17 protein-coding genes are annotated in these 22,398 nt (G+C 62.1%); 12 read left to right on the top strand and 5 right to left on the bottom strand.

From position 1 onward, the window contains the following. Positions 1–107 precede the first annotated feature (107 nt). Together CGLUCO_RS12850 and CGLUCO_RS12845 are read left to right on the top strand one after the other, a co-directional pair. A complete protein-coding gene (locus tag CGLUCO_RS12850; RefSeq protein WP_084037309.1) occupies positions 108–8,555 on the top strand; it encodes a Rib/alpha-like domain-containing protein in 8,448 nt (2,815 codons plus the stop codon). A 273-nt stretch (positions 8,556–8,828) separates the two neighbouring features. After that, a complete protein-coding gene (locus CGLUCO_RS12845; protein WP_005391631.1) occupies positions 8,829–9,167 on the top strand; it encodes a hypothetical protein in 339 nt (112 codons plus the stop codon). Positions 9,168–9,200: 33 nt separating this feature from the next. Here the strand turns inward: CGLUCO_RS12845 and CGLUCO_RS12840 are convergent, their stop codons facing one another. Further along, positions 9,201–9,980: an Fpg/Nei family DNA glycosylase gene (locus CGLUCO_RS12840; protein ID WP_084037311.1), complete on the bottom strand. Its 780-nt coding sequence runs from the start codon at positions 9,978–9,980 to the stop codon at positions 9,201–9,203. An 85-nt stretch (positions 9,981–10,065) separates the two neighbouring features. Here CGLUCO_RS12840 and CGLUCO_RS12835 point away from each other — a divergent pair, with 85 nt between their 5' ends. The 4 genes from CGLUCO_RS12835 (at position 10,066) to trhO (ending at position 14,660) form a co-directional block, all read left to right on the top strand. Next, positions 10,066–11,553: a DUF1846 domain-containing protein gene (locus CGLUCO_RS12835; RefSeq protein WP_034988591.1), complete on the top strand. Its 1,488-nt coding sequence runs from the start codon at positions 10,066–10,068 to the stop codon at positions 11,551–11,553. A 3-nt stretch (positions 11,554–11,556) separates the two neighbouring features. Beyond that, entirely contained in the window at positions 11,557–12,018 is a 462-nt protein-coding gene (locus CGLUCO_RS12830) for a VanZ family protein (protein WP_050762625.1), read from the top strand. An 81-nt stretch (positions 12,019–12,099) separates the two neighbouring features. After that, positions 12,100–13,230, top strand: coding sequence for an HNH endonuclease signature motif containing protein (locus CGLUCO_RS12825; protein WP_198481456.1), 1,131 nt, complete (start codon positions 12,100–12,102; stop codon positions 13,228–13,230). A 575-nt stretch (positions 13,231–13,805) separates the two neighbouring features. Beyond that, positions 13,806–14,660, top strand: a complete 855-nt coding sequence (gene trhO, locus CGLUCO_RS12820; protein ID WP_084036447.1) for an oxygen-dependent tRNA uridine(34) hydroxylase TrhO — start codon at positions 13,806–13,808, stop codon at positions 14,658–14,660. Between the two features lie 8 nt (positions 14,661–14,668). Here the strand turns inward: trhO and CGLUCO_RS12815 are convergent, their stop codons facing one another. The 4 genes from CGLUCO_RS12815 to CGLUCO_RS12800 all read right to left on the bottom strand — a co-directional run bounded on the left by CGLUCO_RS12815 (position 14,669) and on the right by CGLUCO_RS12800 (position 17,190). Beyond that, a complete protein-coding gene (locus tag CGLUCO_RS12815; RefSeq protein WP_005391637.1) occupies positions 14,669–15,076 on the bottom strand; it encodes a hypothetical protein in 408 nt (135 codons plus the stop codon). Continuing rightward, positions 15,077–15,703 carry an SDR family oxidoreductase gene (locus tag CGLUCO_RS12810; protein ID WP_084036446.1) on the bottom strand — a complete coding sequence of 209 codons (627 nt, stop codon included), beginning with the start codon at positions 15,701–15,703 and terminating at the stop codon, positions 15,077–15,079. Further along, positions 15,700–16,611, bottom strand: a complete 912-nt coding sequence (locus CGLUCO_RS12805) for a universal stress protein (RefSeq protein WP_005391640.1) — start codon at positions 16,609–16,611, stop codon at positions 15,700–15,702. The genes CGLUCO_RS12810 and CGLUCO_RS12805 overlap by 4 nt, the downstream gene beginning before the upstream one ends. A gap of 123 nt (positions 16,612–16,734) precedes the next feature. Then, positions 16,735–17,190 carry a MarR family winged helix-turn-helix transcriptional regulator gene (locus tag CGLUCO_RS12800; RefSeq protein WP_005391642.1) on the bottom strand — a complete coding sequence of 152 codons (456 nt, stop codon included), beginning with the start codon at positions 17,188–17,190 and terminating at the stop codon, positions 16,735–16,737. Between the two features lie 324 nt (positions 17,191–17,514). On the opposite strand from CGLUCO_RS12800, the gene CGLUCO_RS12795 reads away from it, so the two are divergent. The 6 genes from CGLUCO_RS12795 to rpsF all read left to right on the top strand — a co-directional run bounded on the left by CGLUCO_RS12795 (position 17,515) and on the right by rpsF (position 22,368). Then, positions 17,515–17,898: a DUF5318 family protein gene (locus CGLUCO_RS12795; RefSeq protein ID WP_070740985.1), complete on the top strand. Its 384-nt coding sequence runs from the start codon at positions 17,515–17,517 to the stop codon at positions 17,896–17,898. 63 nt (positions 17,899–17,961) lie between these two features. Further along, entirely contained in the window at positions 17,962–20,139 is a 2,178-nt protein-coding gene (locus tag CGLUCO_RS12790; RefSeq protein WP_084036445.1) for a transglycosylase domain-containing protein, read from the top strand. After that, positions 20,140–21,555, top strand: coding sequence for a glycosyltransferase family 87 protein (locus CGLUCO_RS12785; protein ID WP_084036444.1), 1,416 nt, complete (start codon positions 20,140–20,142; stop codon positions 21,553–21,555). Between the two features lie 10 nt (positions 21,556–21,565). Continuing rightward, positions 21,566–21,745, top strand: a complete 180-nt coding sequence (locus CGLUCO_RS12780) for a hypothetical protein (protein ID WP_005391647.1) — start codon at positions 21,566–21,568, stop codon at positions 21,743–21,745. Beyond that, positions 21,745–21,963: a hypothetical protein gene (locus CGLUCO_RS12775; protein WP_005391648.1), complete on the top strand. Its 219-nt coding sequence runs from the start codon at positions 21,745–21,747 to the stop codon at positions 21,961–21,963. Before CGLUCO_RS12780 ends, CGLUCO_RS12775 begins: the two co-directional genes overlap by 1 nt. Positions 21,964–22,080: 117 nt before the next feature. Next, positions 22,081–22,368 (top strand): 30S ribosomal protein S6, encoded by a 288-nt coding sequence (gene rpsF / locus CGLUCO_RS12770; RefSeq protein ID WP_081446544.1) that lies wholly within the window; start codon positions 22,081–22,083, stop codon positions 22,366–22,368. Positions 22,369–22,398 lie beyond the last annotated feature (30 nt).

The raw sequence follows: 22,398 nt of genomic DNA, 5'->3' as shown, positions 1-22,398 counted from the left end.
TTGGCAGAATTGTTCTAAAATCGGGACCAATAGGAAACCCTCACGGCTTAATATAAAACGAAAATTATTTAAGGCGAGGGGAAGCACCCAAAACAAAGGATGACGCTGTGCACTACAAACCCAAGGGCTTTTCCATCGCGGCAGCAGCCGTATCACTGACGCTGATCCTCCCCGGGATCGTCCCCGTCACCTACCCGCAAGCCGTCGCCCAAACCGCAAGCGCCCCGGCCACCGCCCCCGTGACCGCCGACGAGGTGCAAAGTGGCTTCTTTGCCAGTGCCATTGAGGCGACCGGCGAGCAAGATGCCAAGGGCACCGTTAACGGCACCGTGGCGGAGCTGAAGACGGTTCCCACCGTCTGGATCCAGGACGCAGTGGCAGCAGGTGCACCACTTGGGGGTGTTGAGGTGTATGCCAAGTGGACGGAGAAGAATAAGAATGGGCAGATCTCCTCTCCCCTGTATAAGACAGTGACCAGGGATGATGGCACGTTCACCATCGAGATGAAGCCGTACTTGGATGCCAATGGCAAAGAGCACACGTTCACTGCCGATCCGACGCTGGCCTATAAGGAAAAGGTGCAACTCTGGTTCCGCCCGCCGGAGGGTATGGAATTGTTCTGGTCCTACGGCTACCGTCCGGTTCCCGACGGCGTCGTCGTTGATACCACGGGCCACGCGGATTGGACAGGCGGCCGCGTGCGCAATGCGCGGGCACTGTTTAAGAAGAAGGAAGACCCGTCGCTGCCCAATCACAAGCCGCGGGAGCAGTGGGTGTTCCAAACCCCGGAGGCGATGCAGGGCACAAGCGGTGATGTGAATGGTCGCGTGTATTGGAACTGGGTGCAGGGCGTGGGCTCCCTTCGCTGGGAGGATGTCAATAACCCGGCCTATGACCGAGGCATCCCGAATGTGCAGGTTGTTGCCTCCTATTTGGCAGACGAGGCGGTCAATGAGATCCTTGCTTACCACAAAGCCAACCAAACTAGGCTTTTCAACGGCCATGCGCTGCGCGGGGAGCAGTGGACGTATGAGGATGCGGTGAAGCTCAATGACTGGATTATGGAGCAGGTGCGGGCGCATCCGGAGTGGATCGCGGAGACGGTCGCCACCACCACGGATGCCAAGGGTGCGTACAAGATTCGTTTCAACGGCACGTGGGGTCGGGATGACCGTTCCGCTGGTCGTGTGCCTAGGGATAAGGTGGGTACGGTTGCTGGCAGTCCCACGGAGGGTTCCTGGGGCAACGGTAGCTTGGACAATAGCGTCAAGCACGTCAACTGGGACTGGATGTACATTTCGACGCCGAATATGCCGCGCGTTGCCGGTGTGACTACTCCGTTTAGGAATGAGATCTGGGGTGGGTCCAATTTCACTGGTAAGGACCCGTTCGGCACTGGCTATTTGCTCGATGCGAACGCGTCGCAGTCGCTTTCGGCCGAGTATTTCGCCAACCTCAATATCGGCGCGCTTACTCCGCATTCCACGTTTGACGTGCTCACCTACGACACGCGGACGTCCTTTGCCACCCCGGGCGTAACCGTCGATACGGGTGCGTCGGGCTGGCCAGCGCAGGCGGATCAGAAGTACCGCATCATCTGGACGGATCCGAACGGCGCCGAGGTTAAGACCTGCGAGGAGTTCGCCACTGCGGATGGCCTCATCCCCTCCTGCCCGCTGACGGTGTCGGAGGATCTGAAGGAGGTCTCCACCTACACGGCGACGCTGTACGCGCTCCCGGATGGCCAGGACCCGCTGATCATGGGCGTGGATAGCTTCACGGCGATCCCCGCCAGGCTTCACACCCCGTACGGCAGTGTGGGCACGTCGTACCCGCTGCAGACCCCGGGTAACCCCGCCAACAACGCGGATAAGACCAAGGCCGAGGGCTTCGTCGAGGTTCCGAGCGAGATCGCCAAGACCAAGGTGGACTGGACCTTCGAGCTTGACCCGGAGACCCCGCTGCCCCAGGGCCTGACGTTTGATGAAAAGACAGGAAAGATCACGGGCACGCCGACGGAGTTCGGCACCTTCCCGGTGAATGTCACCGCCGTCGGCCAGGTCCCCGCCGCATCGGGCAAGCCGAAGACTATTCGGATCGGCACCACCGATAATTTGACGGTGACCAAGGCCACGATGCTGGATTACACTTTCAAGGAGGGCGAGAAGGCCTCCAAGCCGATCAGTGTGGTTGGCCTGCCTACGGATGCGAAAGACAAGGACGGCAAGCCCGTCGAGATCAAGCCCACAAACTTCAAGGTAGTGAGCGAGCTCCCGCAGGGCTTCTCCCTTGCTCCCGACGGCATGTTGACGGTGGATGAGACTGCTAAGGCGGGCACGTACACCGATGTCACCGTCCAGTACGAGGTCACCGATGAGGATGGTGTGAAACACACGATCCAGGGTGGTGGCAAGGTCGTCGTCGATCCGAACCCGGCCCTCGTCAAGCAGGATCGAGACACGTATCAGCCCCAGGTCGGTTCGGATACTCCGACGGTGGAGCAGGGCTCGTCGGTCACGACGGCCCCGCTCACCTTCGATGATCCGAACACGCCGGAAACGGAATCTGCCCCCTCGGGCACGCTTTTCGACGCGCCGGATGCCACCGCCTTGAACAGCATTTTCCCGGACGCAACGCCGGCTCCTGACTGGGTCACGGTGAACCCGGATGGTTCGGTCACCGCGAACCCGCCGAAGGACGCGAAGCCTGGTGTCTACCAGGTCCCGGTCCGCGCCAACTACCCGGACGGTTCCTCCGATATCGTGTTCGTGCCGGTAGAGGTAACGAAGCGGACGCCGGATGCAGAAAAGTACAGCCCCACGTACGGTTCCACGCCCACGAGTGTGGCGCAGGATTCCCGCGGTTCGGTGACGGATCCGAGCTTCGATGATCCGAACACAACGGATGTGCAGGAGCGCGTTCCCGCTGGTACGACCTTCGCCCCCGGAGCGGATGCACGGGATTGGGTCGAGGTTGATCCGCAGACCGGTATGCTCACGCTGCGCCCGAATGCGGAGGTCCCCGTCGGAACGTACGAGGTTCCCGTCACAGTGACGTATCCGGACGGTTCGACGGACACGATCACCGCCCCGGTTGTCGTGACGGAGAAGGTGCTCACTCAAGCCGAGGCCAACGTTCCCGCATACCCGCAGGCAACGGAGGTTTCGCAGCGCGGCAAGACGACGATCCCTGTCACCTTCGATCGCCCGCGCACCTCCGAGAAGGAGGAGATGCCGCAGGGCACGACGTTCGCTAAGGGCACCGGTGACAACGTTCCGGAGTGGGCAACGGTCGACCCCGCTACCGGCACCGTCACCGCCAAGCCCGGAGCGGACGTTCCGGCGGGCGATTACACCGTTCCCGTCGTCGTCACCTACCCGGATGGCACCACGGACAGGGTCAACGTTCCGGTGCATGTCAACCAGTACGTCACGGATGCGGAGAAGAACCAGGCTGCCTACCCGCCCGAGCCGACGGTCGTCGGTAAGGATGCGCCGGTCACCATCCCCGCTCCTACGCTTGTCGACGGCTCCCCCCTCCCCGAGGGCTCTACATTCGGCCCCGGTGACAACGTTCCGGGGTGGGTAACGGTCGACCCCGCTACCGGTAAGATCACCGTCAAGCCCGGTGCAAACGTTCCGGCCGGTGACACCACCATTCCGGTCGTCGTCACCTATCCGGATGGTTCCACGCAGACCATCAACGCCACGGTGACGGTCCTCCCCGCGGCCGATGCGTCGCAGCCGCTGTACCCGTCGTCCACGACGACGGTTCCTGCCGGTTCCGAGGCCACCATCGCGGCCCCGAGCTTCGATGACCCGACCACCGACGGCGTCGAAAAGGCCCCGGAGGGCACGAGGTTCGCCAAGGGCTCCGGTGACAACGTTCCGGAGTGGGCCACGGTCGACCCGAATACCGGCGAGATCACCGTCAAGCCCGGTGCGGACGTTCCGGCGGGCGAGTACACCGTTCCCGTCGTCGTCACCTACCCGGACGGCTCCACCGACACGGTCAACATCCCGGTGAAGGTGACCGCGAAGGTAAAGGACGCGGACACGAACCAGCCGTCCTACCCACAGGCCAACACCCCGGTTCAGGCCGGTGGCACAGCTACGGTTCCCGCCCCCACCTTCGATACCGGCAAGAAGCCGGAGGGCACGACCTTCGCCAAGGGCGAGGGCGCTCCCGACTGGGCTACCGTCGATCCCGAGACGGGCGAGGTCACGGCCAACCCGCCGAAGGATCTCGAGCCCGGCGAGCACACCATCCCGGTTGTTGTCACCTACCCGGATGGCTCCACGGACACGGTGAACGTCCCGTTCACGGTGACGGAGGCACCGAAGGAGGCCTCCCTCAACGATCCGTACTACCCGGCTAAGGACCTCACCGCCCAGGCTGGTGGCGACCCGGTGACGGGCGACGCCCCGAGCTTCGACGATCCGAACACCGAGGAAACGGAAACCGCCCCGGCAGGTGCGACCTTCTCCCTCGGTGACGGCGCTCCGAGCTGGGTGTCCATCGACCCGACGACGGGTGCGGTCACCGCCAACCCGCCGAAGGGCACCGATCCGAAGGCCTACGACATCCCCGTCGTTGTCACCTACGCGGATCAGTCCACCGATGAAGGCACGGTGACCGTCGTTGTCTCCGAGCCGGAGAAGCAGGCGGTGGAGTTCCAGCCGGATTACGAGGATGCGCCGGCCACGACGCAGGGCGAATCCTCCACCATCCCCGCCCCGAGGGGCGAGAATGGAACCACCCTCCCGTCGGGCACCACCTTCGAGAAGGGCTCGGGTGCCCCGACGTGGGTGACGGTGAACGCCGATGGGTCGCTCACGGTCAGCCCCGGTGCCACGGTCGAGCCGGGCACGTACAACGTCCCGGTTGAGGTCACCTACCCCGACGGTTCCACGGGAACCGTCATGGTACCGGTGCGCGTCGCCGCCCAGGAGGTCCCCGAGACCCCGGAGGATAAGGTCACCTACGATCCGGCAACGCCGGACGAAGCGAAGGTCACCGCGGGTGAAACGGCGAAGGTAAAGGCCCCCGGCTGGGTCAATGACAAAGCCCCGGTCACCGCAACCTACGCCACAGGAAAGGCAGCACCGGATTGGGTAAAGGTCGATCCGACAACCGGCGAGCTCACCGCCACCCCGCCCGCAGGCACCGAGCCGGCCACGTACAACGTCCCGGTTGAGGTCACCTACCCCGACGGCACGACGGATACGTACTTCGTCCCGGTGACGGTTTCCGCCCAGCCGAAGAAGACGGCGCAGATCGCGGAGCCTCGCTACAAGGCCAACGATAACGCTGTTCAGGCGGGTCAGACCGTAAAGTCCACGGTCCCGAGCTTCGACGATCCGACGACCTCCGAGAAGGAGGAGCGCCCCGAGGGCACCACGTTCTCCTTCGAGGGCCCGGACTGGATCACCGTAGATCCCAACACCGGTGCCGCCACGATCGCCCCTGGTGCCGAGGTGGAACCGCAGGCCTACACCGGTACGGTTGTCGCCACCTACCCGGATGGCTCCACCGACCGCATCCCGGTGACGGTGACGGTTCTGCCCATACCGAAGGATCTGAGCCAGCAGCTCAACCCCGGCCCCTCCTCCCCCACCGCCACGGTCGCAGCGGGCGAGAAGGACAAGGTTGTCTCCGGCCCGAGCTTCGACGATCCGGCGACCGAGGAGAAGGAGGAAGCCCCGGCGGGCACCTCCTACAAGCTCGGTGCGGACGCTCCGGATTGGGTGACCGTCGACCCGCAGACCGGCAAGCTCACCCTCAACCCGCCGGAGGGCCTGGATCCGCAGACGTACAACGTCCCGATTGAGGTCACCTATAGCGACGGTTCGACGGATAAGGTTGTCATTCCCGTCAACGTGACGGAGGCAGCGCAGAAGGAGGAGACCGCCGACAAGGTCCAGCCGCGCTACCCCAGCACGGCCACCCCGGTCGAGGCCGGCGCTAAGGAAAAGATCCCGGCTCCGAGCTTCGACGATCCGAGCACCGAGGAGAAGGAGCAGGCTCCGGCTGGTACCTCCTACAAACTCGGTGATAGCGCTCCGGAATGGGCCTCTGTCGACGCAGCTACCGGCGAGTTCACCGCGAAGCCGGGTAAGGACATCGCGCCGGGCACCTATAATGTCCCCGTTGTCGTCACCTACGAGGACGGCTCCACGGATACGGTCATGGTTCCGGTGCTGGTCAAGAAGCCGGTGACGGATGCCGATACCTATAATCCGCGCCTGGCCACGGAGAATGTGCCCAACGGTACGTTGTCCACCGCGCCGGTCACCGCCGGCAATGAGATCTCGCTCTCCCCGCAGTTCCCGGTCCAGCCCCCGGCGGAGACGACCTTCGCCGGCGATCCAGACAACCCGAGTTGGGTCACGGTGAACCCAGAGACGGGTACGGTTACTGCGACACCCCCGGCCGCTGCGCAGCCCGGTACGTACCCGGTAAAGGTGCAGGTCACCTACCCTGATGGTACGAAGGATGTCATCGAGTCGACGATCACGGTGCGCGAGCGCCCGATGCTCACCCCGAGTTACGGCCCCGCCCACCCGGTCGAGCGCGGCGAGACACTCACCATCGATCCGCCGTCTGTCGACGACCCGTTTACCGGGCACGTCGAGCGCGTTCCGGAAGGTACCTCCTACAAGCTCGGTGCTGACGCACCGAATTGGGTCTCCGTCGATCCCAAGACCGGCCAGGTCACGGCAAATCCCGGTGCGGACGTTCCGGCTGGCACTTACGAGATTCCCGTCGAGGTCACCGTCGGTGGTGTGACCAAGACGGTGATGACGCAGGTCACGGTCGTTGTCACGGATCCGAAGGAGGAGCCCACGCTCACCGAGGCGCAGACGACGCAGCCCTTCTACCCGGGTGCCGCCACCCGCGTTGAGCAGGGCACGGACGTCACCGTCCCCGCCCCGTCCTTCGATGATCCGACCACGGACGCGGCGGAGGAAAAGCCTGCGGATGTCTCCTTTGGCTTGTCGACGGCCCCCGGGGACCCGAACCTCGATTGGGTCACCGTCGACCCCACTTCCGGTGCGCTCACTCTGAAGCCCACGGACAAGGTTCAGCCCGGCGGCTACCTCGTCCCCGTAGAGGTCACCTACGGCGATCACTCGACGGAGATCGTCAACGTCCCGGTCGTCGTCGAAAAGCCCGCTGCCCGCCCGACGAAGGACACGGCGCAGCCGTACTACCCGGGCACAACCCCGGTGATCTTCGCCGGCACCACGGACAAGGTGAAGGCACCGACCTTCGACGATCCCACTACCGCAGATACGAAGGAGACAAAGCCCGAGGGCACAAAGTTCGCCCTCGGTGAGGGTGCTCCGAAGTGGGTGACCATCGATCCGGAGACCGGTGAGCTCACCATCGCTCCGGCGGCAGATGTCCCGACGGGTGCTCACCGCATCCCGATCGAGGTCACCTATGCCGACGGCTCCAAGGGCATCGTCTACCAGCGCGTCATGATCGCGAATTCGAAGCTCGCCTACCCGAAGACGACGGTTGGCGATGAGCCTGTGAAGGTGAAGACGAACCTGGGCGATCAGGTTGTTCCCGGCTCCACTTTCCGGCTGGTTTCCTTCCCGGATGGCTGGAACGTGACGATTGATAAGAAAACGGGTGAGGTCACCATCGATGCCCCGGCTAACGCAGAACCCGGCGATTATGAGATCAAGGTTGAGGGTCTGGCGAACGGTGAGGTCATCTCCAAGGCGACGCTGGTTGCCGAGGTGAAGGAATCGAAGGATACGGCGGAGCCGCGGTACCCGGATGCGAAGCCGATCGTTCCTGGTGGTTCGGGCATTGTGGTCACGCCGTCCTTTGATGATCCGGCTACGGAGGCAACGGAGACGATGCCGAAGGGCACGAAGTTCGCCCTCGGTAAGGACGCTCCGGCGTGGGCGAAGATCGATCCAAAGACCGGCAAGCTCACTCTCAATCCGCCGGCGAACATCAAGGACGGGCCCTATGTCATCCCGATTGAGGTCACCTACCCCGACGGCTCGAAGGATCTCGTCAGCAAGAGCGTGACGATCGCCAAGTCTGACACGCCCACCCCACCGGCCAACGGCTCCTCCGAGGAGGAAAAGGCTGGTGCCATCATCGGTGGCATCCTCGGTGGCCTCGCTCTGTTGGGTGGCGGTGCCTGGGCACTGGATCAGTTCGGCATCGTAGACACGGGCTCCGCGCCAGGTCGCCACGCCCTCCCGGATCTCCCGCAGGCTCCTGGCCAGACGGCACCGGGACAGCAAGCCCCCGGCAAGCAGGCCCCTGGCAAGCAGGCCCCTGGCAAGCAGGCCCCTGGCAAGCAGGATCCGTCGCCGCAGTCCCCGAAGGGCCGTGGCGAGGCGGGCGAGCCGACTCGCTCCGGAAATGGTGCTACCAATCAAAAGCCCGGGAAGCACTCCAAGAAGGATTCCGCTCTGGCTGAGACCGGCGCGCAGTATGTGCAGCTGGCGCTCACCATCGGCTTCCTCTCCCTGCTTTTGGGTGGCGCGTTCATCGCACTCCGCCGCCGTAAGGATGCGGAGTAAGGATGCACACTCAAGGGTGCGAAACGGTAAGGTAATACCAAACTAAAAGCGCCCCCGAGATAACTCCATAAAACACACAGATGGCCGAGTTTCACGTGAAACTCGGCCATCTGTCTGGTATATCAGACATGACAACGAACCTGTCCAGCCACTATAAGCCCGCTATTATTGAAGAGCGAAAACTGCTACTTTATTCCCGGCTCAAAAGTTGTTACCGTGCATAAACGAAAGTAGGACAAGGCGATTCAACAGGCAAAAGGAGCGTGCACGGAGATGAAACAGGCCATGCGAACAGTCGGCGTCGGCCTCAGTGGCATCACGGCGTCTCTCCTGCTCAAAACCGCCGTCTGGTTCCACTTCCTCGACACCAGTGAGGATCCCCGCATCATCACCATCTTCGAAAACGGCAACTGCACTTTTGCGCTCACCGATTACGCCAAGGCCATCGGCATGACCAGCCTCTTTTCCTCCACCGACCCGCACGGCTGGCTCCTCGGCGCCCTGTGCCTCGCCATCGTCGCGTTCGTCGGCTGGGTCATTGGTCGCCTCACCATCACCCACCGCGCCGAGCACGCTGACGCCGACCCGCTCATCCCCTATTACAACTGGTAGGCGCCCCAAGGCCAGCAAGCGCCCCTAAGCAACCTACGCCTGGCACGTCGGACACCAGTACAGCTTCCGCCCGCCGTCCACCGTCATCTCCACCGGCGTCCCGCATACCAGACACGGCTGGCCCGCCCGCCGGTACACGTACACCTCCCCGCCGTGCGCGTCCTCGCGCGGCGGCCGTCCCTGCGCCTCCGGCGAGTGCTCCGCCCGCACGGTGTCGATCCGCCCGGTTCGTGCCCCATACTCCATGAGCTGCACGAGGTCGTCCCAGAGCGCCTGCCCGTCGACCGCCGCTGCCGGCGCAAACGGAGAGATTCCCTGCCGAAACAGCACCTCACAACGGTAAATGTTGCCCACGCCGGCATACAGCGACTGGTCCATGAGCGCTGCCCCAATTGTGCGTCGCACCCGCGCCAGGTTCGGTGCAATCGCACCGTTTTCTAGTGGATCGCTTCCTAGCTTGTCACGGGCCCTCTCTACATCAGACTTCAACACCAACCGGCACCACTGGGGCCCATGCAGGTCTGCTGCCATCTCTCCGTTGGCAATCCGCAGCCGCACGACACCGACCGGCGCCGCCAGCGGCGCGACTTTGAACTTCCCAATCAACCCGAGGTGAATGTGGATGTACCTCTCCCCCGCAAAGCGGATGAAGAGCTGCTTGCCGTGCGCGAAGGCATCGATAAGCTCCGCCCCATTTAGCACGTCGGCCTCGGTGCTGAACCGACCTTGTGGGGACGAAACGTCGACCGGCTTTCCCCCAAACGTGTCCGTGAGTGTGCGCGCTAACCGGTGAATCACATGACCTTCTGGCATACCGACCCATTCTAATGCACACCAAAATGCCCGTTGACCTAACGTTTTGAAAGACCCACCCCAACCTCTGCTACGCTGGAAGAACGTGAAACGAGGATTTGATCGCGATAAGTATATACAGATGCAATCGGCGCACATCGCCGAGCGACGGGACTCCATCGGCGGGAAGCTGTACCTGGAGATGGGTGGCAAGCTGTTCGATGACTATCACGCCTCGCGCGTGCTCCCAGGGTTCACCCCCGACAACAAAATCGCAATGTTGGAGACCCTCAAAGACGAGCTGGAAATCCTCGTCTGCATGAATGCCAAGGATCTGCAGCGCCAGAAGGTGCGCGCGGACCTTGGCATCACTTATGAGGACGACGTATTGCGTCTCATTGATATTTTCCGTGACCGCGGCTTCCTTGTGCAGACGGTGGTCATCACGCAGTTCGAGGACGATAACACGCTGGCTTTCGATTTCCGCGATCGGCTCGAGCGCCTCGGTCTCACCGTCCGCCGCCACCGCGTTATCCCTGGTTATCCCAACAATCCGGACACGATCGTGTCGGAGGAGGGCTTCGGACGCAACGAGTACGTGGAAACCTCCCGTGACCTCATCATTGTCACCGCTCCCGGCCCGGGTTCCGGCAAGCTCGCCACGTGTCTTTCGCAGGTCTATCACGATAACAAGCGCGGCATTCCCGCAGGTTACGCGAAGTTTGAGACGTTCCCCATCTGGAATCTCCCGCTTGAACACCCGGTGAATCTCGCCTATGAATCGGCGACGGTGGATCTCGCGGACCTCAACGTCATCGACCCCTTCCACCTCGCCGCCTACGGCAAGCAGGTCTCCAGCTACAACCGTGATGTGGAGTCGTTCCCGCTGCTCAAGACGCTTTTGGAGAAGGCCACGGGCAGCTGCCCCTACAACTCCCCCACGGACATGGGCGTCAACATGGCTGGTAATTGCATTGTCGACGATGAGGTCTGCCGCGAGGCCGCCGGCCAGGAAATCATCCGCCGCTACTTCAAGGCCCGCGTCGAGGAGAAGCAAAACGCCCTGGATGATACCCTTTCCTCCCGCGCCGCGATGGTCATGGCCAAGGCCGGTCTGTCCACCAAGGATCGTCGGGTCGTCGCCCCGGCCAAGGAGCTTGCAGAGCTCACCGGCGCCCCCGCCTCCGCTCTTGAGCTTGTCGACGGCACCATCATCACTGGTAAGACGTCCCCTCTTCTCGGCTGTTGTTCGGCAATGGTCTTGAACGCCCTAAAACACCTCGCGGGGATCGATAAGACCATCGACCTCCTCTCCCCCGAGTCCATCGAGCCGATCCAAACGCTCAAAACCAAGCACCTCGGCTCGAAGAACCCCCGCCTGCACACCGACGAGGTCCTCATCGCCCTCTCGGTGTCTGCGTCCACAGACGAAAACGCCCGCCGCGCACTGGATGAGCTGGGCAATCTCTGCGGCTGCGACGTCCACACGACAACCATCCTCGGCTCTGTCGACGAAGGCATCTTCCGCAACCTCGGCATCCTCGTCACCAGCGAACCCGTCTACCAGCGCAAATCCCTTTACAAGAAGAAGTAATCCATGTCCAGGACACGCTTTTGGGCGACCCTCGCCGCCGCCCTCGGCCTGATTGTCCTGCTCACGGTAGGTAAATCCGCCGTCTCCATCCCCGGACTTTGGGAGGCAAGCGTCCACCACACGCGGGCGCTTCGCCTCCTCCCCTTCGGGGATTTTTTCCGCTACTCCTCCCCAATAATCCCCTTATATTACCTGGTCAGCAACATAATCCTCTTCGTCCCCCTGGGCTGGGTCCTCGCCCACCGCGCCCGCCACCCGGTCCTCCTCGGCCTCGCCGTCTCACTCCTCGTCGAGCTCTCCCAATTCGCCTTCGCCCTCGGCTTCACCGACCTTAACGACGTCCTCCAGAACACCGTCGGCACAGCCCTCGGCGTCTGGCTCTCCCCCCGCTTTAGCTTGTCGACGCCCATCCTCCTCGCCCTCGCCTTCATCGTCACCCTCTATCTAGCTGCACTTTGTGCATAACCTCCGCAGCCCCACCCGAGTTATCCACAGATTCCAAGCGCACCCTTTGCACCCTCCCCTACGCGCTTTATTGTGTGTGGCATGACCGCTTTAACGGAATGTGCTTCCCTCCTGTCGCAGGCGATGGTGATCGCCGGGGAGGCGTTTGGCATGTCCAAAAAAGCTTTGGTTCGCCTGGGTTATGATCCAACGACCGCCCACGATATTAAGAAGCTTGCTGGTATCTACTTTGGGCGCGCCAGCGCCCCACGTAAGCAGGAGCTAGCCCGTGAAAAGGCCACCGTGGCCGGGTGTAGTTTTGCTTCGCTGAAGGCTATTGAGCGGTTTGTGGTGAAGCTGCCGAAGAAGCATGCGTGGACGATCCGTGAGGCTCTTGTTCCCTATGGTCGGGACATCACCGCGATTAACGCGGAGGGTGCGCGTCTCCTGCAGGAGTACACCCGGGCGGATAATCCGGATAAGAAGTTGACGTATCGGGCGATCCCGAATTCCACGTTCGCAACCCTCACCTTGACGGCGGAGTCGTCGCGGGTGAAGCAGATTTTTGACCGGGCACAAGCAACGGACACGAAGTGTCCTGCCGATGGTTTGATCAAGCTTGCGCTTGCGGCTAATGATGGGGAGCTTCCCCCTGTTGCTGTCCCGTTGTTGGTGATTCCGTTTACGATGCCGTATGTTCACGTTACGGAGATGGAGCGGGGGAAGTTTGTTTTCTCCATGACTAACGGTGCCACCATCTCCGGTGAAGAGATCGTGCGGGCAAAGCTTGCTGAGGAGCGTCTTGTTGCTCTTGTTAGTCCTTTGGGGCCGAAGGATTTTGGTGTGTATCGGGTGGAGATGACACCGGATTCTCGTGGTGCGGATCCGTTGGAGCGGTTTATTCAATCAACCCGTAACCCGGTGTGCGCCTGGCCCGGCTGCGGCAGACCCGCCAGTAAGTCGCAGATTCATCACATTAAACCGGTGAAGCATGGTGGGAAAACCGTATCAGAGAACTTGATGGTGTTGTGTGACTACCACAATGGCATTAACGATGATGATCTGGATAAGCCGAAGCATGGTCACATGGTGCGAATCGATGGCCTGGAATACTGGCAGCCTGCCTTTGGTGGCCCGCTGAAACTCAACATGCACCCGTGTGCCCAAGGCGGTGCGGTGCGTCTTGCCCGGATGCAACTCGGCATCCCCATCGACCCCAGCCCACCCGGGTAACCCCCCACGCCAAAAGCCCGAGCACACACTCGGGCCATTTGGCATGCCCAGAACACCCGAAAGCCCGGCCACCACGGCCGGGCTTTCAACGCGTGCGCACCTCATCACCGCGCACTAGCTGTTGAAGTTCCTAATATTTGCTCGATCCGTACGGACAAAGAGTCGTTGGTATGGAAATGCGAGTTTTCTGCTGATGCGGATTACTTCATTTCGCGACCTCTGAAGACTCATTTTCGGCTAATGCGCAAGCTACCTCCCCTTACCGCAAAGAGAATCACCGTACCTGCGAATCGTATGGATCGTTCTACCTACTGGAAATTAGTCTTGTAGATTACCCCGGAAAATACCCGCTTGAGTAGCACCCTTTTTAGCCCAAACACAACCAAACCCCGAGGCCCACGTGTCAAGGATGATCTCCATCACCCACACGTGACCCAAGTCTGGCAAAGAGTCCGGCCACCACGGCCGGGCTTGCAACGCGTGTGGTGCTCACCTCATCAGGCCGCGATGGAGCGAAGACCACCATCCGCCCCACAAATTTAGCCCCCGCCCCGTGTCCACTTAAGATTGTATGCGTGGCAGTTAACAAGATTCTCCTGTATTACAAGTTCGCCCCCCTCGCCGACCCGGAGGCGATCAAGCTGTGGCAAAAGAGCCTGTGCGAGATGCTCGGCCTCAAGGGCCGCATCCTGGTGAGCAAGCACGGCATCAACGGCACGGTTGGCGGCCCGATCGACGCGTGTAAGGCGTATATCAAGGGGATGAAGCAGTATCCGGCCTTTAAGGATACGGAGTTCAAGTGGTCGGAGGGCACGGGCCATGATTTCCCCCGCCTCTCCGTCAAGGTCCGCGATGAGATCGTCTCTTTCGGTGTCCCCGATGAGGTGCAGGTGGATGAGCACGGCGTTGTCGGCGGCGGTGTCCATTTGAAGCCGGAGCAGGTCAATGAGCTCGTGAAGAATAACTCGGATGTTGTCTTTTTCGATGGCCGCAATGCGATGGAGGCGCAGATCGGTAAGTTCAAGAATGCCGTGGTACCGGACACGCACACGACGCATGATTTCATCGGCGAGCTGGAGTCTGGCAAGTATGACTGGATGAAGGATAAGCCAGTTGTTACTTATTGCACGGGCGGCATCCGGTGTGAGATTTTGTCGGCGTTGATGAAGAATCGCGGTTTCGACGAGGTTTACCAGATCGATGGCGGCATCGTTCGTTACGGTGAGCGTTACGGTAACGGTGGTCTGTGGGAGGGCTCCCTCTACGTTTTCGATGATCGCATGCACATGGAGTTCGGTGAGGATGCGGCCCAGCTCGGCCACTGCGCGGATTGTGGCGCCCCGACGAACACGTTCCACAATCGGGACGATGCGGACGGCAATCGCATCCAGGTTTTGCTTTGCGACGCCTGTGCTAACGGTAGTCTCTAGCCTCCCCGTCACCCCCGCCCGATGATGGCGATTGTGCCAAAGGACGCCATCCACCCGAGCGAGAACGGGATGAGCACCCACATCACGGCGAGCCACGGCCACCAGCGGTTATATGTTTTGAATTTGATATAGCAGTTGATGCCGGCGCCGATGAGTCCGCCGAAGGCGACCACGAGCGGCGCCACGCAGATGGCGATCTCGGACCACCTGGTGCACAGCCAGGTGGCGAGCCCCGCCTCGCACAGCGGTCCGCCGGAGGCGCGTCCGAGGAAGGCGACGATGAGCCCGGTGATGATGGTGAGCGCGGGGACGGTGAATCCCCAGACGACGGCTTGGACGGAGCTGGCGTGGCGGCGTTCGAGGCGCAGCAGCGGGTCGAATTCGAGGTCTGCCTCGCTGTATTTCTTCCCGAACATTTATCGCGGCCTGATCATGATTTCGGTGGGTGTCGCGTCGCGCGTCATTTCCAGCGCGTGAATAATGGCCTGGGCGACGGTCGCCGGTTGGATGTACCGCGACCCGTCGTATACGCCGCCTTCCTTGGCGACGATCCTTTCCTGCATCCCCGTATTTATCCTGCCTGGGTGAATCGACGTGACGCGGATGTCGGGTTCCTCCTGCCGCAGCGTGTCGCACCACGCCTTGGCCGCGAATTTGGACGCGCAGTACGTCCCCCACTGCGCCTTGGCCGTAAGCCCCGAGCCGGAGTTCACGTATATAACGTGTCCGCCCGCGCCGCGCAGTAAAGGAAGCGCCGCGCTTGTCATCAGCGCCGGCCGGATGACGTTGACGTCCATCGCCCGCCGCCATTCCTCCTCGCTCACTTCGGCGAGCGGCCCGAGTTTGCACACACCCGCGCAGTGGATGAGCGCGTCGATCCGTTCCACATCGGGCACGTCCCAGCCGTCGAACCAGGTCACGCCGTCGCGCGCCGCCCCATCGGTGGCGTGTTGTGCGGCGTAGACGTGGTATCCGCCGTCCACGAGTAGCGGCAGTAGTGCCTGTCCGATTCCCCCGGTGGCGCCGGTGACGATGGCGATCATTGTTGACCTTTCCCTGCGGGTATGACGATGGCTGGTGTTTTGATGTTGCGCAGGATTTCGCCGGCGGCTGAGCCGACGAAGACGCGTTCGAGGGCGCCGACGGGGGTGGATCCGATGAGCAAGAGGTCGCCCTTTTTCCACCGTGGGGTCTCCATGGCGTCGGCGACGTTGGGTCCGTATGCAAGCTCTGTTTCGATGCTCATGTTTTGGTGCTTGTCGACGATTTCATCGTGCAGCTTGTCTAGAAAGCTCAGCGCATCCTCGCGCGAGGAGTGCTGTAGTTCGGACTGCAGCGATGTCGGCGTGTCTACGTCTTCGCGCAGGATGGCGAGCACCCGCATCGGGACGTCGAGTCGTGTCGCCAGGTTCACCGCCGTTGCCAGCGTGTCTTCCTCCGGCTGCATCGACGTAAACGCGACGGTGAGCCGCTTGACGCCGTGTTTCGCCAGTTTTGGCCCGCGCGGCGTGAGCCCGAGCGCGTAGGGCGAGGAGTGCAGCAGCGCCTCAACAGTGGAGTTGGCCCGGAAGGATCCTTTCTGTGCGGCGCCCTGCGAGCCGAACAGGATGAGCGACGCGTTGAATTCGGCTGCCTGTTCGTTGAGGAGAGCGGGCTGCGAGGAGCCGTCGACAAGCGTGTGGACGGGCCGGTCCCAACATTCCTCGGGAACCCCAGCGGCGGTGAGTGCTTTCTTCGCCTGCGCCTTGGCGCGGTGTGCCTCCTTGGCCAGTTGTTTCTCGTACTTGGAGGATAGTTTCGACAGTGTGAGCCAGGGCCTGACGACGATCGTTACAGTGCGCACCACCGTCGGTGTTGTGCGGCAGAGCCAGGCAGCGAACTCTAGTGCTTCGTTCCCTGACGCGTTGGGGTGCCAGGCGACGAGTACTCGGAGCGGCGCATCGCTATCCACTAATACCTCTTCTCCCTCGGGTCCTTAGGCCACACCAATTGTGCACTAGGGCGCGGACGGGAACAAAACCCGTTTCCTTTATCGTAGGTCACGGGTGCGGTAAAAAGGCCTGTTTTGTTGTGTCTACTCTGCTTCTTTCTTATGCAATGCGTTGTAGGAGTTGGCCAGCTTCTTGATCACGGGTGCGAGCTTCGTGCAGAGTTCCAGCTCGTCCTGGTCAAGCACGGAGAGCACGTCGGCGAGGTGGGCGGTGCGTTGTTTGCCCACCTCGTTCACGGTGTCGTGGCCGTCGCTCGTGATGGAGACGAGGATGCCGCGTCGGTCGAAGGGGTCTCGTTCGCGCTTGACCAGTCCGCGCTTTTCCAGGTTGTGGATGGCGTTGGAGGCCGTAGGCATCTGGATGCCTTCTTGTTGGGCGATGTCGGAGACGCGGGAGGGGCCTTCCTTGTCCAGCATGCTGAGGATGGTGAGTTGTGGTCCGGTGAGATCGCCGTTGTCTGCAAGTCGGAAGTAGTTGACGTATAAAACCGTCATGTCTGCGCGGATTGCGTCCGCGACCTCGTACGGTGTCACACTCATGGAACCTGTGTCCTTTCTTTTTAGGGAACGCGCACCATCTTTCCTGGCTGTCGCAAAATTGATCCTATTTTAACCTGAAAACCATTCTATTGTTAATAAAATATGACACAGTGAGACTGTTGGTCTGAACGTCGATAGCGCCAGGCTTAGCTACAGTTTGGTTACCGTGCGTGCGCGTGTTATGCATGCATAGGCGGGTGGGTGCCCGCTCACCTGCGTGTACGAGCAATCCGTGCGTACACTATGCCCCTTAAACCTATAAATTGCTCTTTCTGGTAGAAATGTAGGAAGGTCTAGTATCCGAGACAAAAAGGGAGTGTTGTCGTGGTTGCAATCATGCCGTGGGTGAGTCATCGCCTGTCGCGTGCGCGCCTCATCCAGGATTATCAGGTCGGCCTCGTCTCCCGCGAGGCGGTGCAGGACGCGGACTTTCTCCTCCTCGCCGCCGCCGATTTTCACGGCTACCCCTCCTCCGCCGCCTGCCCGATCTGCGGCGAAAAAGAGATGCGCACGGTCTACTGGGTCTACGGCGACGAGTTGAAGAGCCGCGCCGGCACCGCCCGCAGCCTGGAGGAGATTGACGCCTTCGCCGCCGAGGGCCTCACCTTCGATCTTCACGAGGTCGAGGTCTGCACGTCCTGCAAGTGGAATTACCTTCTCCGCACGTCCACCGTCCTGCCCGCGAGCGGTTTCCAGCCGGGCGTGTGACCGCGTACTGTTAAGCTATCTACCGTTATATTTTCCCGCAAGAGAAGTTGGACACGATCACACATGTCTCGCAGTAATTCGGAGCCGAAGCGGAAGGCGTCGGCGAGTGCTATTAAGAACCGTGCGCAGGGTCTTCCCGTCTGGGCGAAGATCGCGGTGAGCCTGCTGGCGGTCATCATTATTGTGCCGCTGGTGCTGTTCGGCGTCGCCTATGTGCGTGCCGATATCCCGGAGCCGGGTGAGTTGACTAATCCGCAGATCGCCACGATTTACGCCGCCGATGGTGAGACGCAGCTGGCCCGCCTCGTGCCGCCGGAGGGCAACCGCCGCCAGGTGAGCTTAGATAAGGTCCCGCAACACCTCCAGGACGCGGTCCTCGCGGCGGAGGACCGGGAGTTTTACACCAACCCCGGCTTCTCCCTGTCGGGTTATGCGCGCGCGGCCTGGGGCATGTTGACGGGTAACGAGTCCGCCGGCGGCGGTTCGACGATTACCCAGCAGTACGTGAAGAACTCCCTGGTGGGCAACGAGCGCACGATTAGCCGTAAGCTGCGGGAGCTGGTGGCGAGTGCGAAGATGACCAATGAGTGGTCGAAGGAGGAGATCCTCGAGGCCTACCTGAACACGATTTACTTCGGCCGCAATGCGTACGGTGTCGCCGCCGCGGCGGACGCGTACTTCGGCAAGGACCTGTCGCAGCTTACCCCGGAGGAGTCGGCGGTGATCGCGGCGGCGATTCAGCGTCCGAGCCAGTTGGATCCGTGGGTGAACCGCGAGGAGGCGGAGGCCCGCTGGAATTACGTGCTCGATGGCATGGTGCACACGGGTGCGATCACGCAGGAGCAGCGCGCCCAGGCCCGCTACCCGGAGACGATCGATCCGGCGAATAACCGCGCCTTCACCGAGGCCACGGGTGCCAATGGCCTGATCAAGAACCGCGTCGTGGAGGAGCTTGCCACGGTCGGCATTTCCGAGGAGGACGTGGAGACCCTGGGGCTCAAGATCACCACCACGATCGACGCGCAGGCGCAGGCAGATACGGAGCAGATCGTCAAGGATAACCTGGCCAGCCAGGTGGACAAGATGCGTACGGCCGTGGTCTCCATCGATCCGCGCAACGGCGAGGTGAAGGCCTACTACGGCGGCGAGGATCCCAATGGTTGGGATTACGCGAATGCCCCGGTGCAGACGGGTTCCACGTTCAAGATCTTCGGTCTGGCGGCGGCCCTCCAGCAGGGCATCCCGCTGAACAGGATGTATTCCTCGGATCCGGTGCAGACGGGCAACGCGACGGTGACCAACTCGGATGGCATGACGTGCGGCACGTGCACGATCCAGCAGGCCACGAAGATGAGTCTCAACACGAGCTTCATCCGCCTACAGAAGGATCTGGACAACGGCCCGGTGGATACGCAGCATATGGCGTGGGCGCTGGGTGTGCGCAAGCAGAATCCGGATGGTTCCCCCACCCTGAGTGAGCCGAATGGCGAGCCGTATGAGGGCATTATCCTCGGTCAGTACCCCACCCGCCCGATGGATATGGCGATCGGTTTGGCCACGTTGACCAATAATGGCATTTGGCATCAGCCGCACTTCGTGAAGTCGGTGGCCACGAACTCGGGCGAGGTCATCTACGAGTTCAAGAACAACGAGGGCGAGCGCCGCGTCGGCAAGAACACGGCCAATGGTGTTACCGCCGCGATGCTGCCCATCGCCGCCTGGTCCAATGGCAACGTTCTCGCAGGTGGTAATCGTCCGAGCGCGTCCAAGACGGGGACGACGCAGTTCGGCGATTGGGGCACGAAGGATGCCTGGATGATCGGTTCGACGCCACAGCTCGCCACGGCGGTTTGGGTCGGCAATTCCGATAACTCTCTGCTTGTGAATTCGTGGGGTGGCTCGGTCTACGGCGCGGGCATCCCGGCCACGATCTGGCGCCAGACGATGGACGCTCAGCTTGCCGACGCCCCCGTGGAGGAGTTCACTCTCCCCGTCGGCCTCGGCTACAACGCCGCGGGCTCGGGCGTCGGTTACGGCACCACGTATCCCACCCAAACTGCGCCGACGGGCGCCGCGACCCCCCAGGCTCCCACGAGCAACGCCGCCCCGTCTGGCGAGCAGGCTCCGCAGGCTCCCGCCCCGGAGGCCCCGGCCCCTGCTCCCCAGCCTGCACCGCCGGCCCCCGCCCCGCTCCCGGAGGTTCCCCTGCCTGACCTCGGCAATCTCATCCCGGCGGCGTAAATGGCGGTGCTCGCGCGCGACGAGGGGCGTGTCCTCCCCTCCTTCACGGAGCCGCTGGCCAGCGGTTTTGTCGAGTTCCTCGGCGGCCGCCCCGGCCGTCACGCGCTCATCGGCCGCCAGCGCCTGTCACCGCAGGTCGTCCTCACGCTCACGGCGATGGTGTTCCTCGCCCTCGCCTACCTCTTCCGCGTCCCCTGCATCACCGGTTCGCTTGTCGACGCCCACTGGGACCTCAACTGGTCAGGTCACCGTCAGTACGTGGCCGCCTGCTACTCAGACATCATCCCCCTCTACAACGTGGAGGGCCTCCAGGCGGGTCACCTCCCCTACGCCTACTCCTGGCAGGAGGGCGACCAGACCCGCTACATGGAATACCCCGTGGCCTCGGGTTTCTTCATGTACCTCATGGCCTCCCTCACCCGCGGGCTCGTCGCCGTCGCCCCCTGGATCCCCGCCCCCGAGGTCTCCGTCTACTTCACCATCACGGCCTTCGTCCTCGGTTTCTTCTGGCTCCTCACCATCCGCGCGCTGTCGCGCCTGGCCGGCAACCGCGTCTGGGACATCGTCCTGGTGGCGGCCTCTCCCCTCGTCATCGTCCACGCGTTCACCAACTATGACATCCTCCCCATCTTCTGCGCGGTGCTGGCGATCGAGGCGCTGGGCAAGCGCCGTTTCGTGCGCGCCGGGCTGCTCATCGGCCTGGGCACGGCGCTGAAATTGTGGCCGCTCTTCCTCCTCGGCGCGGTCCTGACGCTGGCGGTGCGCCGCCGCGTCTTCCGCGGTTTCCTCGTCACCACGGCCACGGCGGCGCTCACGTGGTTGCTCCTCAATCTCCCGGTGGCCATCTGGTTCCCTCAGGGGTGGCGGGAGTTCTTCCGCCTCAATTCGGAGCGCGGCGCGGAGTGGACCACGATCTACCAGCTGGCCTCCCGCCTGTTCGGCCTGGATCTCTCCCCCGCCACCATCAACGTCGTCAGTTTCGTCCTCTTCGCCGCCTCCTGCGCCGCGGTCTTCGTCTTCGGTATTCGGTGCCCCAAAGAACCCCGTCTGGTGCAGCTCGCGCTCCTCATCGTGGCGGCGTTCCTCCTCTTCAACAAGGTCTGGAGCCCGCAGTATTCGCTCTGGCTCCTCCCCCTTGTCGTGCTGGCGCTGCCACATTGGCGCCTCGTCGCCTCCTGGGCTGCGGCAGAGGCGCTTGTCTGGCCGATCCTCATGTGGCATCTCCTCGGCGTGGAGAACAAGGGCCTGGGCCCCGAGCTGCTAAACGTCATTATCCTTGTCCGCGATGGCCTCCTCATCGCCGTCGTCGTCTCCGTCATCCTCGTCCTTGCGGATCGCCTTCCGGATAAGGTGAGAAATAGCCACGGCGGTTTCGACCCCGCCACCATCCGTCCCCGACGCACAGAAGGGAACTAGTCCATTGTCCATGTGGGTCATCCTCACCATCGTCTCGGTGGCGCTCGGATTTCTGCTCTTCACCATCTCCTTCGCGCTGTTCTTCTACGGCAAGTCCAAAAAGCTCATCCTCGTCCTCATGCTGCTGGCCTTCCTCCTGGTGACGGTCCTTCCCCTGTACGTGGCGATCTGGCAGGCGGCGTATATCTGATGTACGGCCCGTTTACTATCGAGCAGGTGGCCCTCATGGGCATCGTCTGCGTGGCGATCGGCTTCGTCGGCCTCGGCGTAGCCTATTACTCCTTCATGGTGACCAAAAACAAAAAGCGATTCCGCATCGGCCTCGCCGTCGCCATCATCTTCGTCCTAGTCCTCCCCTTCAGTTTCACGGTGGCCTCCACATTCATGAGTGGCACGCCTTTGCAGTAGGAACCCCTGTGGTGTACCCTGGGGTGGTTGCTGACGCAACGACCCTCCTGCCACGCGCAACAAGATAGTGCGTGGCCGAAACTGTAACTACTAGACCATAGGAGGTGATGAGGTCCCGTGCGTCACTACGAAGTAATGGTCATTCTTGACCCTTCCCAGGACGAGCGCACTGTCGCCCCGTCCCTAGACAAGTACCTTGAGGTAGTCCGCAAGGAAGGCGGCTCCGTAGACAAGGTTGACGTTTGGCCGAAGCGCCGTTTGGCATACCCCATTAACAAGAAGGAAGAGGGCATCTACGTTGTCCTCGATCTGACCTGCGAGTCGGATACCGTTCTTGAGCTCGACCGTCTGCTCGGCATCAGTGAAATGGTGCTGCGCACGAAGGTTCTGCGGGGCGACCGCTAAACCCTGCGCGTGTGGTTCATCCATTCTAGG

Origin of the sequence: Corynebacterium glucuronolyticum DSM 44120, from assembly GCF_030440595.1 — a bacterium.
GTDB classification, from domain to species: Bacteria; Actinomycetota; Actinomycetes; order Mycobacteriales; family Mycobacteriaceae; genus Corynebacterium; species Corynebacterium glucuronolyticum.
This window is presented reverse-complemented; position numbering and strand designations above follow the sequence as displayed.